Below are 12,574 nucleotides of genomic sequence, written 5' to 3' on the forward strand. Positions count from 1 at the left end.
CCTCCCCCTTCAACCTCGGCCGCGGGTCGGCACCGTGCGGTACCGCGTGCGGTGCGGCTCGCCGGCGGGCTAGGCGGGCTAGCCGTCCGTCGGCGGGCCCTCGGACCCCCGCCTGCGTGTCGGCGGTTGCTGCGGCACGATACGGCTTCCCGCCACGTCCTCGGCTGTGACCTCTGTCACAGTGCCGTCGCGTCGGCGCATCCGCAGCAGGCCGTCCTGCCAGGACTCCAGAACTCCGACGATATCCCGGAAGCCCCCGCCGGGCAGCCGTACCCGTACAGTGGCGCGCCGACCGATGTGGTCCGGCGTCAGTTCGGCGCTCAGGCGCGATGCCAACCCCATGGGAGCGACCCCCAATTACGCTGAAAAGCCCAGTGGGCGCAATACTGGAGACTGCGAATCGTGTGTCAGGTGCCGGGCGCATCCGCATGCCGGACGCAAGACCCCCGGCATCGCCCAGGCTATGTGACAGCGAAGACACTTACGCGCGGTCAACGTGGCGAAGACCGAAGAGGAGTACGACGTGACCTACGTCATCGCGCAGCCCTGCGTCGATGTGCTCGACAAGGGATGCATCGAGGAATGCCCCGTCGACTGCATCTACGAGGGCAAGCGCATGCTCTACATCCACCCGGACGAGTGCGTCGACTGCGGCGCCTGCGAGCCGGTGTGCCCTGTGGAGGCCATCTACTACGAGGACGACCTTCCGGAGCAGTGGTCGGAGTACTACAAGGCCAACGTGGAGTTCTTCGACGAAATCGGCTCCCCGGGAGGCGCCTCGAAGGTCGGCCAGCTGGACACCGACCACCCCGTGGTCGCGAAGCTGCCCCCGCAAGCTGAGGGGTAGCTGACCCGGGTCCCCGGACCGTGCGCGCGTTCGGAGCGGCCGCGCGCACGGCGGGCCGCCCGGTGCGCGACCACCGCGCCGGGCCCGCCCGCCGAGGTGCGTGTCGCAGGATCCGAGCCGCGCCGGGCACCGGCGATGATCGAGGGATGGACGCAATGGCCGACCGCAGGCGCGTGGCAGACCGGCTGCCGACCTTCCCGTGGGACCGCTTGGCCCCGCACAAGGCGACCGCCGCCGCGCACCCCGACGGCTCCGTCGACCTGTCGGTCGGCACACCGGTGGACTCGGTGCCCGCGGCCGTGCGCGAGGCCCTGGCCGCGGCCGCCGACAGCCCCGGCTACCCCGCCACCTACGGCACGCCCGAACTGCGCGCCGCCGCCGCCGACTGGTCGGCCCGCCGCCACGGCGTCCGCGTCGAACCGGCCGCGGTGCTGCCGACCGTGGGCTCCAAGGAGTTCGTGGCCTGGCTGCCGACCCTGCTCGGCCTGGGCGCCGGCGACACCGTGGTCTATCCCGAACTGGCCTATCCCACCTACGACGTCGGCATCCGCATGGCGGGCGCCGACCCGGTCGCCTCCGACGGCCTCACCGCGCTGGGCCCCGCACCGGTGCGGCTGGTGTGGATCAATTCCCCGGCGAACCCGACCGGCCGGGTGCTGGGCGTCGAACACCTGCGCAAGGTGGTCGCCTGGGCGCGCGAGCGCGGCGCCGTAGTCGCCTCCGACGAGTGCTACATCGAACTGGGTTGGGAGGGCGAGCCCCCCGTCTCGGTGCTGCACCCCGACGTGTGCGGCGGATCGCACGAAGGACTGCTGGCGCTGCACTCGCTGTCCAAGCGATCCAACCTGGCCGGCTACCGCGCCGCGTTCGCGGTCGGCGACCAGGCGCTGATCGACGAGCTGCTCGCGGTGCGCAAGCACGCGGGCATGATCGTGCCCGGCCCGGTCCAGGCGGCGATGCGCGCCGCCCTGGACGACGACGACCACGCGGCCGAGCAGAAGGCCCGCTACGGCGCCCGGCGCTCGGCGCTGCGTACCGCACTGGAGGCCGCCGGATGGGAGGTCACCCATTCGCAGGCCGGGCTGTACCTGTGGGCGGCCCACCCGGACCACGACGCGTGGGAGGCGGTGGCCCTGCTGGCCCGGCACGGCATCCTGGTGGCGCCGGGCGACTTCTACGGCCCCGGCGGGGCGCGCCACGTCCGAGTGGCGTTCACCGCATCCGACGAGCGGGTGGACGCGGCGGTGAAGCGGCTGGGCGCGGCGGCCTGAGGGCCGGGCGGGCCGCCGATCCGGCCGCCGCCCCTCCCGACCCGCCGCACTCCCCGGATTCGGATAGGTGCGGCCGACGCGACTACTCCAGCACGATCTCGCCGCGCGGTGCGGCGTCGGGCACCGTCTGCCAGCCCTTCTTGCCGACCTCGGCCCGCCAGCGCTGGTCCTGGTAGGTGACCGAGCTGATCCCGTACTCCCGGGCGTTGGCGACCGCCCACTGCGCCATGGCCCAGCCCAGGTCCCCGGTCCGGTAGCCGCCGCCGGGCGGAAGCGCGGCGGGGTCGGCGCCGAAGACTCGGGCCATCTCCTCGCGGGCCGCCTGCAGATCGGTCTCGCCCACGCCGTCGGGTAGCACGCACGACATGGTGGGGCCCGACTCCCCGGTGAAGGCCGTCGCCATCACCTTGGAAAGCGGCACGTGCTGGTCGTAGGCGAAACCGTCGGCGCTGCGCTGCACCGCCTGGGCGGCTTCGTAGACCGGCCTGTCGGTGTAGCTCCGGACCTCCGTCAGCTTCTCGTAGAAGGCGCCGGCGGAGTAGACGGGATCCAGCAGCTGGTCGGGCTCGCCCCATTTCTGCGACGGGCGCTGCTGGAACAGCCCGAGGGAGTCGCGGTCGCCGTACTCGATGTTGTAGAACTTCGACTCCTGCCAGACCGTGGCGTAGGCGATGACCACGGCCTGCTGGGGCAGGTTGCGTTCGAAGGCCACCCCGGCGATGGTCGCGGCGTTGGCGGCCTGGGCGGGGTCGAGGGAGTCGGTGTCTCCGTCGGCGGAGAACGTGCACGCCTCGGTCGGCTCGGGCTCGGCCAGATTCAGCGGCTGCACCGAGGTGAGGACGTAGTACCCGCCGCCGACCAGCGCGCCGCAGACCAGCGTCAGGGCGAGGAGGATCTTGAAGAAGGCGGAGACTCTTCGGGGCTTTCTGGGCACAGGCAGACCGTAGGGATCGGGGGCGCGCGGCACCGCGGCAGCGCGCCTCAGCTGACAGGATCGGCCCCTTGCGGTGCCCGCGGCGGCGCATGAGGGCAGCGCCGGCGGGCCGGGGTCTGTTCGCATGGTAAGGCGTCGAAGTGAACACGGACCGGTCACCACCGTCCGGGCATATCGGGCCCTACGGTGCGGCCGCGGCCTCCCCGGCCGCCGTATGCGGCGGGCGGCGCACGCCGCGTTGCGGCGAGCGCGGCCGATCCCGGTAGGCTCCGTGCCCATGACCACCTCGTTCACCAGTCCGCTTCCCGAGGAGCTCGACACCCTCTGGGAGCGCCGTATGGAACTGACCCCCGACCACACCGAGGCCCGCGAGGTGATCGTGGGCGCGGTCGACGAGCTCGACGCCGGCAAGGCCCGGGTCGCCTTCGTCGACGACGCCACCGACGAAGTCGTCGTCGACGAGCGCGCCAAGCGCGCCATCCTGCTCAGTTTCCGCGTCCTGGCGATGCAGGAGGCGGCTGTGGGCGACTTCCAGTACCACGACCGCATTCCGCTCAAGACCCGGCTCGACGGGGTGCGCGTGGTGCCCGGCGCCATCGCCCGCTGGGGCTCCTACCTGGCCCCCGGCGTGGTGCTGATGCCCTCCTTCACCAACTTCGGCGCCTGGGTGGGCTCGGGCACCATGGTCGACACCTGGGCGACGGTGGGCTCCTGCGCCCAGGTCGGCGAGAACGTGCACCTCTCCGGCGGCGCCGGGGTCGGCGGGGTGCTGGAGCCGCCGCAGGCGTCGCCGGTCGTCATCGAGGACGGCGCCTTCCTCGGCTCGCGCAGCATGGTCGTCGAGGGCGCCCGCGTGCGCACCGGCGCCAAGCTCGGCGCCGGCACCATCCTGACCTCCTCCACCCGCGTATTCGACGCCGAGTCCGGCGAGGAGCTGGCGCGTGGCGAGGCGCCCGCATGGTCGGTGTGCGTCACGGCCAACCGGGTCAAGAGCTTCCCCGGCGGCGACTTCGGCATGCCCTGCCTGCTCGTGCTGAAGCGGCTGGAGGCAGGCCAGGAGCACGACAAGCTCGCGCTGAACGAGCTGCTGCGGGAGCATGGCGTCAACGCCTGAGGCTTCCGCCGGGCGCCCGCGCCGCGCTCTCACCTGCGCGGCCGGGCGCGGCAGGGGCCGAAGGCGGCGCGCGCGTCGCGCACGCGGCGCGGACGGCAGCGGGCGCCGCGCTCTGCTCCGCCCCGACCCCGAACCGACCCGAAAGCAGCCGACATGCTGGATCTGACCGCGGACGTCCGCGCACTCACGGCCGTCCTCGTCGACACCGAGTCCGTCAGCGGCGGTGAGCGCGTCCTCGCCGACGCCGTCGAGCACGCCCTGAGCGCCCAGCCGCACCTGGCCGTCGAGCGCGACGGTGACGCGATCATCGCCCGTACCGAGCTGGGACGCCGTCGGCGCGTCGTGCTCGCCGGGCACATCGACACGGTGCCCATCGTCGGAAACGTCCCCTCCCGCACGGCGGACGGGCGGCTCTACGGCTGCGGAGCCTCCGACATGAAGAGCGGCGTCGCCGTCCAGCTCAAGCTCGCCGCCTCGGTGCGCGAGCCCGTGCACGACCTGACCTTCGTCTTCTACGACTGCGAGGAGGTCGACGCGGAGCGCAACGGGCTGCGGCGGCTCGCCCGCAACCGCCCCGACCGGTTGTGGGGCGATTTCGCCGTGCTGCTGGAGCCCACCGGCGGCGTCATCGAGGGCGGCTGCCAGGGCACGATGCGGGTGGAGGTCATCGCCCGCGGCGAGCGGGCGCACAGCGCACGCGCATGGATGGGCAGCAACGCCATCCACGGCGCCGGGCGCATCCTGGACGTACTGCGCGACTACACGCCCCGCCAGCCGGTCGTCGACGGCCTGCAGTACCACGAGGGCCTCAACGCCGTTTTCGTCTCCGGCGGCGTGGCGGGCAACGTCATCCCCGACGAGTGCACGGTCACCGTGAACTACCGGTTCGCACCCGACATCACCTCCGTCGACGCCGAGCAGCACCTGCGGGAGCTGTTCGAGGGGTTCGACGTGCGGGTCACCGACTCCGCACCGCCGGCGCGGCCGGGGCTGGAGGACCCGGCGGCCGCCGAGTTCGTCTCGGCGGTGGGCGACGGCGAGGTCCGCGCCAAGCTCGGCTGGACGGACGTCGCCAGGATGGCGGAGCTGGGCGTCCCGGCGGTCAACTACGGCCCGGGCGATCCCACCCTCGCCCACACCCGGGAGGAGTCGGTGTCGCTGGAGGCCGTCGCACTGGCCGAGGAGCGCATGACGGCCTGGCTGGCCGGGGCCTGAGAAGTCGGGCGGCCGACCCCGGCCGTGCGCCGGGTGGCCGCCGGCCACCCGGCGGGCCTGCGTGGATCGTCCGTTCTCGGCCGCTCGCGTGTGGTCTGGGATTCAGCATGGCGCCGCGTGGATCCGGATAGCGTTGGTGCATGAAGGATTCTCGGAAGACCCGCAGCGCGGGGCCGCTTACCTACCGCGGCGACGCCATACCGGCGACGACCACCGACCAGCGCCTCCTGGAAAGCCGTGGCCCGGCCGACTGGGTGCACACCGACCCCTGGCGGGTGCTGCGCATCCAGTCGGAGTTCGTCGAGGGCTTCGGTCTGCTGTCGGAGGTCGGCCACGCGGTCAGCGTCTTCGGTTCGGCGCGCAGCAAACCCGGCACCCCCCACTACGAACTGAGCCAGGAGATCGGCGGCAAGCTGGCCACCTCCGGCTACACCGTCATCACCGGCGGCGGCCCCGGGCTGATGGAGGCGGCCAACCGCGGCGCTCAAGAAGCGGGCGGCACCTCGATCGGGCTCGGCATCGAGCTGCCGTTCGAGCAGAGCCTGAACGACCACATCGACATCGGTGTCACCTTCCGGTACTTCTTCGTGCGCAAGACCATGTTCGTGAAGTACTCCCAGGCGTTCGTGGTGCTGCCCGGCGGGTTCGGCACGATGGACGAGCTGTTCGAGGCGATCACCCTGGTGCAGACCGGCAAGGTCACCCGGTTCCCGGTGGTGCTGGTCGGATCGCGCTTCTGGAAGGGGCTGCGCGACTGGATCCGCGACAGCCTGCTCGAAGAGGGCACCATCTCCCCGGACGATCCGGACCTGATGCACCTGACCGACGACGCCGACGAGGTCGTCGACATCATCCGCAAGTCCCACGTCGACCTGGCCCGGCGCGAGTTCGAGGCGGGCCGGGTGGCCGACGAGGCCGCCGACCTGCAGGCCGCCGAACGCGCGTCGGACTCCTGAGCCCGGCGCGGCCCCTCGCTCAGGCGAGACCGCGCCGCGCCACCGCCGGCGGCCGCCGCCCCTGCACGGAGGCGACCATGTCGACGGCCTGGCGCACGGCGTCGGCGTGCTCGGTCGCGAACACCCGCGCACCCAGCCACGCGTAGACCGACGCCAGCGCCACGGCCGCAGCGGCACCGTGCGCGCCCCGGCCGCGTGGGACTGCTCCGCCGTCCTCGGCGGTGCGTGGCGGCGCGCATCGGACCAGCACGGTGCGCCCCTGCTCGGCGAGTTCCCGCACGTGCTCGGGGGCGGGCCGGTAGCCGAGGTCGTCGGCGCCCTCCACGACCGCCGCCAGCTCCACGATCCGGCAGCGACCCGCACCGTCCTGTGTCATACGGTCCCCTCCGCCATAGCCTGCCCCGCCGGGTCTGCGCCGCCGCCGACGCTCCCGGGCTGTGGCACCATTGAGCCTAATGTCTCCGATCATCCTCGTCCTGATCGCCCTCGCCGCGGTGGCCGCGCTCGCCGGCGTGGCGTTCGTGGTCATGGGGAAGGGCGGTGAGCTGGCGCGCTTCGAGGCCGACCACCCGCCGTTGGACCTCCCCGCCGACCGCCCGCTGTCCGGATCGGACGTCGGCCGGGTGCTGCTTCCGCTGTCGCTGTGGGGCTATCACGTGCGCGCCGTCGACGACGTGCTGCGGCGGGTCGTGGGCGCGCTGTCCGAGCGCGACGCGCGTATCGCCGACTTGGAGCGGCGACTCTCCGAAGCCGGCCGCCCGGTTCCGCCGTCCCCGGCGCAGGCCGCGGGATCGGACTCGGGAACCGCCGCCACCGCGGTGCTGGGCGGAGCGCACGCGGCGAACTCCGCGGGCGCCGCGAGTGCACCGACTGCGCCGGCTCCTCCGCCCGGCGGGGCGCGCGGCGGCGCCGCGCCGCGGACGGGCGCCCACGCCCGCACCCCGGCGCCGGCGGGCACCGAGCGCTCGGCGGAGTCCCCGCGCGACGGCGCCGAAGACAGCGGTGCCCGCGAGTCCGGCGCGCGGGAGCAGGATACGACGGGCTCCGGCGCGGGTACCGGTGGCCGGGACACGGGTGCACAGCACAAAGCCGCCGAGGCCGCCGAGCCGACCGCCGAGGGCACCGAGCGCGCGTCGGAGGAGAACGCCGAATCCGGGCGGAAACCGTCCGCGCCCGGCGCGGTCTCGCCGCAGAGCGACACGTCGTGACCGGCGACGAGGCGACCGCCCGGCAGGGCCCGGACGGACTGCGCCGCTGCCACTGGGCGCTGGGCGGCGAGGACCTGCTGTACTACCACGACACCGAGTGGGGCGTGGCGATCACCGGCGACGACGCCATGTTCGAGCGCGTCTGCCTGGAGGGCTTCCAAGCGGGCCTGTCGTGGTTGACCGTGCTGCGCAAGCGGCCCGCGCTGCGCGAGGTCTTCGCCGGGTTCGACCCCGCTGCCATCGCCCGCTACGGCGAGGCCGACGTCGAGCGCCTGCTCGGCGACGCGCGGCTGATCCGCAGCAGGCCCAAGATCCAGGCCGTGATCAACAACGCCCGCGCCGCCCTGGAGCTGCCCGGCGGGCTCGCCGCGCTGGTGTGGGATCACGCGCCCGCCGACCACCGGGTGCCCGAGAAGGTCGACGACGTTCCGCCGTCGACCCCGGAGAGCGCCGCCCTGGCCAAGGCGCTGAAGCGGCACGGCTTCAAGTTCGTCGGCCCCACCACCGCCTATGCGACCATGCAGGCCGCCGGGGTGGTCGACGACCATCTCGGCGACTGCTTCCGCCGCACACGACCGCACGAGTGAGGCCGATGTCCGCCCTGGAAACGGGCGACGGCGGCGAAGGGGGCCGCCCCGGTTCGACTCCCCGCCGGCGCCCTCACGGGTGGTCGCGGCGGCTTCACGCCCCGCCCCGGCGGAGTCGGACCCGTCCGCCCGCGGCCGGGCGGCCGAAAGCATGTGCCGTACGGGCGCGACGACCCGTTTGTGCGTTACGCCGCCGTCGCGGCGCCCACCACCGGCCCGATGGTTGTAGGCTCCTGCCCTAAGGCGCGGTGGAGACCGCGCCGCTACCCCCTCTTTCCGCGCCTGGCCGCGGCGCCGGCCGCGCGGAACCCCACCCGCGGTGCAGTCCGAGCGCGCCGTCCACCCCTGCATCTCCACGCGATGCCGCCGAGCCCCGATCTTCGCTGTCGGGACATGTATGGCTTCGGCTGTTCTGGGGCTGATACGACATCGTGTGTACTTCATCACCCTTTGTCGGAGGCGGTGGCCGAATGCGTCGCTTATTCTCTGACGCTGAAGCCGCGAACGGACACCTGCACCTGTTCGCCTTGGAGGTCGAAGCCATGATCACAGCCAACGCCCCCGGCCGGACCCTGCCCGGAGGCCGGCGGTGAGCGACGTCCCCGGTGCCGCCGCGCCGAGCGACGGCGAGCAGGACGGCGCCGGTTCCGGTGGCGGCTCGCCGATCCGGCAGATGTCCCTGTGGCCGCCGCCCCGGTCCAACCGGCACAGTGCCAAGCGACGCAAGAGCCTCGTCGCAGGGATCGTCGCCGTGGTCGTGCTGGGCGCGGGAATCGGAACGGCCGCTGTGTGGGTGCTGCAGCGCGACCAGGCCGCCACCGCCGACGGGCCGGCCGTGCCCGAGTCCTACGCCGGTACATGGCGGGGCGAGATGAGCCAGTTCAACGAGGAGGGCGAGCACATCGTCGACTGGGGTGCCGAGGTCAAGCTGGAACAGGGCGAGGAGCGCGGCGTCTCCGAGTGGTACACCCTCGACTGCCGCGGCAGCCTGGACCTGACCGAGCGCCGGGGCGACCGGCTCACCTTCGACTACGTCGAGACCTACGATCCGGATGAGCGGTGCGTGGACGAGTCGGAGCTGGTCCTCGACAGCGGTGACTCCGCCGGCACGCTGCACGCCCGCTGGAGCGCCGTCTCCCACGAAGGCGTGCCGATGACCTCCACCGGAACTCTCCGCTAGGGTGGGCGCCGCCGACGCCCGCGTGCCCGCAGCGCGCGGTACAGGGCCCGTGGAGGGAAGATGACCGGAACCCAGCCCCTGACCGACGACGATCCCCGGAGCATCGGCGGCTACGCGCTGAGCGCCCGGCTGGGGCAGGGCGGCCAAGGCGTGGTCTACCTGGGGCGCGACGACACCGACGGCGCGCCCGTCGCGGTCAAGACCCTGCACGCCGACGGCATCGACGCCGCGGGTCTGCGCCGTCAGCTCTCCGAGGAGGTCGAGACCGCGCGGCGGGTGGCGCGGTTCTGCACCGCCCAGGTGCTGGCCGCCGACATCGACGCCGAACCGCCCTATGTCGTCAGCGAGTACATCGAGGGCCCCACCCTGCGCGAGGTGGTCCGGCGCGACGGCCCGATGAGCGGGGCCGCGCTGGAGCGGTTGGCCGTGGGCACCCTGACCGCTCTGGCGGCCATCCACCAGGCGGGGATCGTGCACCGCGACTTCAAGCCGGGCAACGTGCTCATGGGGCACGACGGCCCCCGGGTCATCGACTTCGGCATCGCCCGCGCGCTGGAGGGTACCGCCATCCTCACCAGCCAGATCGCGGGCACTCCCGCCTACATGGCCCCCGAGCAGATCGCCGGCCGGCCCCTGGGTCCCGCGGTCGACCTGTTCTCGTGGGGCTCCACCATCGCCTTCGCGGCCAACGGGTGGGGGCCCTTCGGCCAGGACTCGCTGCACGAGGTCCTGCACAACGTCTCCGCCGAGCCCCCGGACCTGGGCGCGCTGGACGGCCGACTCCGCGACATCGCGTCGCGCTGCCTGTCCAAGGACCCCGACCAGCGGCCTTCGGCGGCCGAGACGCTGATGGGCGTTCTGGGCGTCGCGATGCCCGAGCCCGGCGGCGGCGCCCCGGCGCAGGCCGAGGAGACCGACGAGCCGGGGGCCCTGCCGATCCACACACTTGCGGCCGGTGCGGCGGCCGCGGCGCCCGAGGGCACCGCGGCCGGACTGCGCGAAAGCCTGGCGCAGGAGGCGGCGGGCGACGACGGCCTGTTCCGCTCCTTCCCGCCCCTCACGCCGCCCCCAGCAGGCTCGGGGCCGCGCTACGACACGGGTGCCGGACCCGGTACCGCCGCGTCCAGCGGGCCGCAGACCCCGCCGGCCGCGGCGTCTTCCGGACCGCCGCCGGGCGCCGTGCAGCCGGGTGCGGATCCGGCCTCCGCCGGCGGTTCCGCCTGGGTTCCACCGGGCGCGCATCCGCAATCGGGTCCGCAGCAGCCGTCGCCCTACGGTGGGCCCGCCGGGGCGGGGCCGACGGGCGGGCAGCAGCCTTATGGCCCCTCGGGTCCGCAGTCGCCGTACGGTCCGGGGCCGGGTGCTCCGCCGTCGGGTCCGCAACCGCCGTACGGTCCGGGGCCGGATGCTGCGCAGGCTGGGCCGGGCCCCTACGGCTCCGGCGGCCCGGGTCCGCAGCAGCCGTCGCCCTACGGTGGGCCCGCGGGGGCGGGGCCGACGGGTGGGCAGCAGCCTTATGGCCCCTCGGGTCCGCAGTCGCCGTACGGTCCGGGGCCGGGTGCTCCGCCGTCGGGTCCGCAGCCGCCCTACGGCCCGGAACAGGGGAAGGTGCAGCCGGGACCCGGAGCGCCCTACGGCCCAGCACCGGGAGTCCCGGGACCGCAGCAGCCCGCACCCTACGGGGCGACCCCTGCGGCGCCGCAGGGCGGCCCGCCCGCGGGCGCCTGGGGCCGGCAGCCGCCCGCTTCCGGGGCCGCGCCTGCGTCGCCTGCGTCGAAGGGCAGCGGGGCCGGTGTCATCATCGGAATCGTCGTCGGCGCCTCGCTCCTCGTGGTGATCGTGGTAGGCGTCGTCATCGCCGGCATCCTGGGCTGAGAGCCCGCCGATGCCCGCCGCGACGCCCGCGACCCCCGCCGGCGGGTGCGGCTAGTGGCCCTCGAAGTCGGGTTGCTCCTTGTTCAGGAAGGCCAGGGTGGCGTTGAGATGGTCGGCGGTCTCGGCGCACTGGTCCTGCAGGCCCGCCTCCATTTCCAGGGCGTTGACCAGGTCCAGCCCGGACCCGAACGTCAGCTCGGCCTTGATGGCCGCGTAGGCCACCGTCGGCCCTTGCGCCAGGCGTACCGCCAGCTCCCGTGCGGAGTCCTCCAGTTCGGCGTCCGGCACCACCTTGCTGACCAGTCCGATCTCCAGGGCGCGCGCGGCCGGCACGGGCTCGGCCAGCATCAGCATTTCCATCGCCCGGGCGTGGCCGACCAGGCGCGGCAGCGTCCACGACGCCCCCGAGTCCGCGCCGAGGCCGACGTTGGCGAAGGCCATCAGGAACGACGCCCGCTCCGCGGCCACGCGCAGGTCGCAGGCGAGGGCGATCGAGGCGCCGGCGCCCGCGGCCGTGCCGTTGACCGCGGCCACCACCGGCTTGGGCATCCGCACCAGGCCCAGGATGATGGGGTTGTAGTGGTCCCGGACGGTGCGGTCGAGGCCGCGGCCCTCATTGAGGTTCTCCGCGTGCTCGCGGAGGTCCTGCCCGGCGGAGAACGCCTTGCCGCTGCCGGTCAGCAGCACGGCGCGGGCGCGGGTGTCGCCCTTGGCGCGCTCGATGGCCGCCAGCAGGGCCTCCTTGGTCTCCACGGTCAGGGAGTTCAGCGCATCCGGCCGGTTCAGCCGGATAGTGGCGACCCCGTCGGCCAGTTCGTACCCGACGGCGGTGTCCTCGGCGCTTTCCGCGCCGCTGTCCCCGTTGCCTGCGGTGTCCCGGCTGTCGGCGGTGCCTGCGGTGTCTGACTCGGACAAGCGGTACTCCCGGTCTGATCGGCTGCTGGCGCGGTCCCCGCGACCGCGAAAGTGCGCTGCGGCTATAACCTTACTGTTCGGATTCTTCGGGACCGATGGCCCCGACGCTGTCCGATCGTTCCCAATCGGCTCCCAAAACCGAGATAATGGCAGAACAGTGATTCATTCCCTGAGTCACGCGGATGAGGCGCGACCCCGGACCGGCCGCCCCGTGGTAGGGGCGCCTCCGCCGGAGCGGCCCAGGCACTGCAGTTTTCCTATGAAAGGGGATACGGCATGGCGGCGATGAAGCCGAGGACCGGTGATGGTCCCATGGAGGTCACCAAGGAAGGCCGCGGCATCATCATGCGGGTCCCGCTGGAGGGCGGCGGGCGGCTCGTCGTCGAGCTCACGCCGGACGAGGCCGCCGAGCTCAAGGAGGCCCTCGACGGCGTCGTCGGCTGAAGCCGGACGCACCCGGCGGCCGCCCCGA

Annotated in this window: 14 protein-coding genes; 10 read left to right on the forward strand and 4 right to left on the reverse strand. The window is 73.5% G+C overall.

Annotated features, from left to right (window positions below; translation table 11 throughout):
* Window positions 1-78 precede the first annotated feature (78 nt).
* On the reverse strand, window positions 79-342 hold the full coding sequence (locus tag EKD16_RS03725) for a putative acetyltransferase (protein WP_131097111.1): 264 nt from the start codon (window positions 340-342) through the stop codon (window positions 79-81).
* 181 nt (window positions 343-523) lie between these two features.
* Here EKD16_RS03725 and fdxA point away from each other — a divergent pair, with 181 nt between their 5' ends.
* Together fdxA and dapC are read left to right on the forward strand one after the other, a co-directional pair.
* On the forward strand, window positions 524-847 hold the full coding sequence (gene fdxA, locus EKD16_RS03730) for a ferredoxin (protein ID WP_131101975.1): 324 nt from the start codon (window positions 524-526) through the stop codon (window positions 845-847).
* Window positions 848-1,002: 155 nt separating this feature from the next.
* Window positions 1,003-2,118 (forward strand): succinyldiaminopimelate transaminase, encoded by a 1,116-nt coding sequence (gene dapC, locus EKD16_RS03735; RefSeq protein WP_131101977.1) that lies wholly within the window; start codon window positions 1,003-1,005, stop codon window positions 2,116-2,118.
* A gap of 82 nt (window positions 2,119-2,200) precedes the next feature.
* On the opposite strand, the gene EKD16_RS03740 is transcribed toward dapC, so the two are convergent.
* Window positions 2,201-3,052: a hypothetical protein gene (locus EKD16_RS03740; RefSeq protein ID WP_131097112.1), complete on the reverse strand. Its 852-nt coding sequence runs from the start codon at window positions 3,050-3,052 to the stop codon at window positions 2,201-2,203.
* Window positions 3,053-3,329: 277 nt separating this feature from the next.
* On the opposite strand from EKD16_RS03740, the gene EKD16_RS03745 reads away from it, so the two are divergent.
* From EKD16_RS03745 to EKD16_RS03755, 3 genes are all read left to right on the forward strand, one after another.
* Window positions 3,330-4,166, forward strand: coding sequence for a 2,3,4,5-tetrahydropyridine-2,6-dicarboxylate N-succinyltransferase (locus tag EKD16_RS03745; protein WP_131097113.1), 837 nt, complete (start codon window positions 3,330-3,332; stop codon window positions 4,164-4,166).
* Between the two features lie 153 nt (window positions 4,167-4,319).
* Entirely contained in the window at window positions 4,320-5,381 is a 1,062-nt protein-coding gene (gene dapE, locus EKD16_RS03750; RefSeq protein ID WP_131097114.1) for a succinyl-diaminopimelate desuccinylase, read from the forward strand.
* 140 nt (window positions 5,382-5,521) lie between these two features.
* Window positions 5,522-6,337 carry an LOG family protein gene (locus tag EKD16_RS03755; RefSeq protein ID WP_131097115.1) on the forward strand — a complete coding sequence of 272 codons (816 nt, stop codon included), beginning with the start codon at window positions 5,522-5,524 and terminating at the stop codon, window positions 6,335-6,337.
* Window positions 6,338-6,356: 19 nt separating this feature from the next.
* Here EKD16_RS03755 and EKD16_RS03760 read toward each other — a convergent pair whose 3' ends face one another.
* Window positions 6,357-6,713 (reverse strand): hypothetical protein, encoded by a 357-nt coding sequence (locus EKD16_RS03760; protein WP_165498485.1) that lies wholly within the window; start codon window positions 6,711-6,713, stop codon window positions 6,357-6,359.
* 79 nt (window positions 6,714-6,792) lie between these two features.
* Between EKD16_RS03760 and EKD16_RS26580 the strand changes: the two genes are divergently transcribed.
* From EKD16_RS26580 to EKD16_RS26310, 4 genes are all read left to right on the forward strand, one after another.
* Window positions 6,793-7,545 carry a hypothetical protein gene (locus tag EKD16_RS26580; protein ID WP_394347306.1) on the forward strand — a complete coding sequence of 251 codons (753 nt, stop codon included), beginning with the start codon at window positions 6,793-6,795 and terminating at the stop codon, window positions 7,543-7,545.
* Window positions 7,542-8,132 carry a DNA-3-methyladenine glycosylase I gene (locus EKD16_RS03770; protein ID WP_131097116.1) on the forward strand — a complete coding sequence of 197 codons (591 nt, stop codon included), beginning with the start codon at window positions 7,542-7,544 and terminating at the stop codon, window positions 8,130-8,132. The genes EKD16_RS26580 and EKD16_RS03770 overlap by 4 nt, the downstream gene beginning before the upstream one ends.
* 589 nt (window positions 8,133-8,721) lie before the next feature.
* Window positions 8,722-9,312: a hypothetical protein gene (locus EKD16_RS03775; protein WP_131097117.1), complete on the forward strand. Its 591-nt coding sequence runs from the start codon at window positions 8,722-8,724 to the stop codon at window positions 9,310-9,312.
* A gap of 60 nt (window positions 9,313-9,372) precedes the next feature.
* A complete protein-coding gene (locus tag EKD16_RS26310) occupies window positions 9,373-11,187 on the forward strand; it encodes a serine/threonine-protein kinase (RefSeq protein WP_278248926.1) in 1,815 nt (604 codons plus the stop codon).
* A 51-nt stretch (window positions 11,188-11,238) separates the two neighbouring features.
* Here the strand turns inward: EKD16_RS26310 and EKD16_RS03785 are convergent, their stop codons facing one another.
* Entirely contained in the window at window positions 11,239-12,000 is a 762-nt protein-coding gene (locus EKD16_RS03785) for an enoyl-CoA hydratase-related protein (protein ID WP_242677383.1), read from the reverse strand.
* Window positions 12,001-12,378: 378 nt separating this feature from the next.
* On the opposite strand from EKD16_RS03785, the gene EKD16_RS03790 reads away from it, so the two are divergent.
* Window positions 12,379-12,546 (forward strand): DUF3117 domain-containing protein, encoded by a 168-nt coding sequence (locus EKD16_RS03790; RefSeq protein ID WP_084722758.1) that lies wholly within the window; start codon window positions 12,379-12,381, stop codon window positions 12,544-12,546.
* Window positions 12,547-12,574: the final 28 nt, after the last annotated feature.

The organism is Streptomonospora litoralis (genome assembly GCF_004323735.1).
GTDB lineage: Bacteria > Actinomycetota > Actinomycetes > Streptosporangiales > Streptosporangiaceae > Streptomonospora > Streptomonospora litoralis.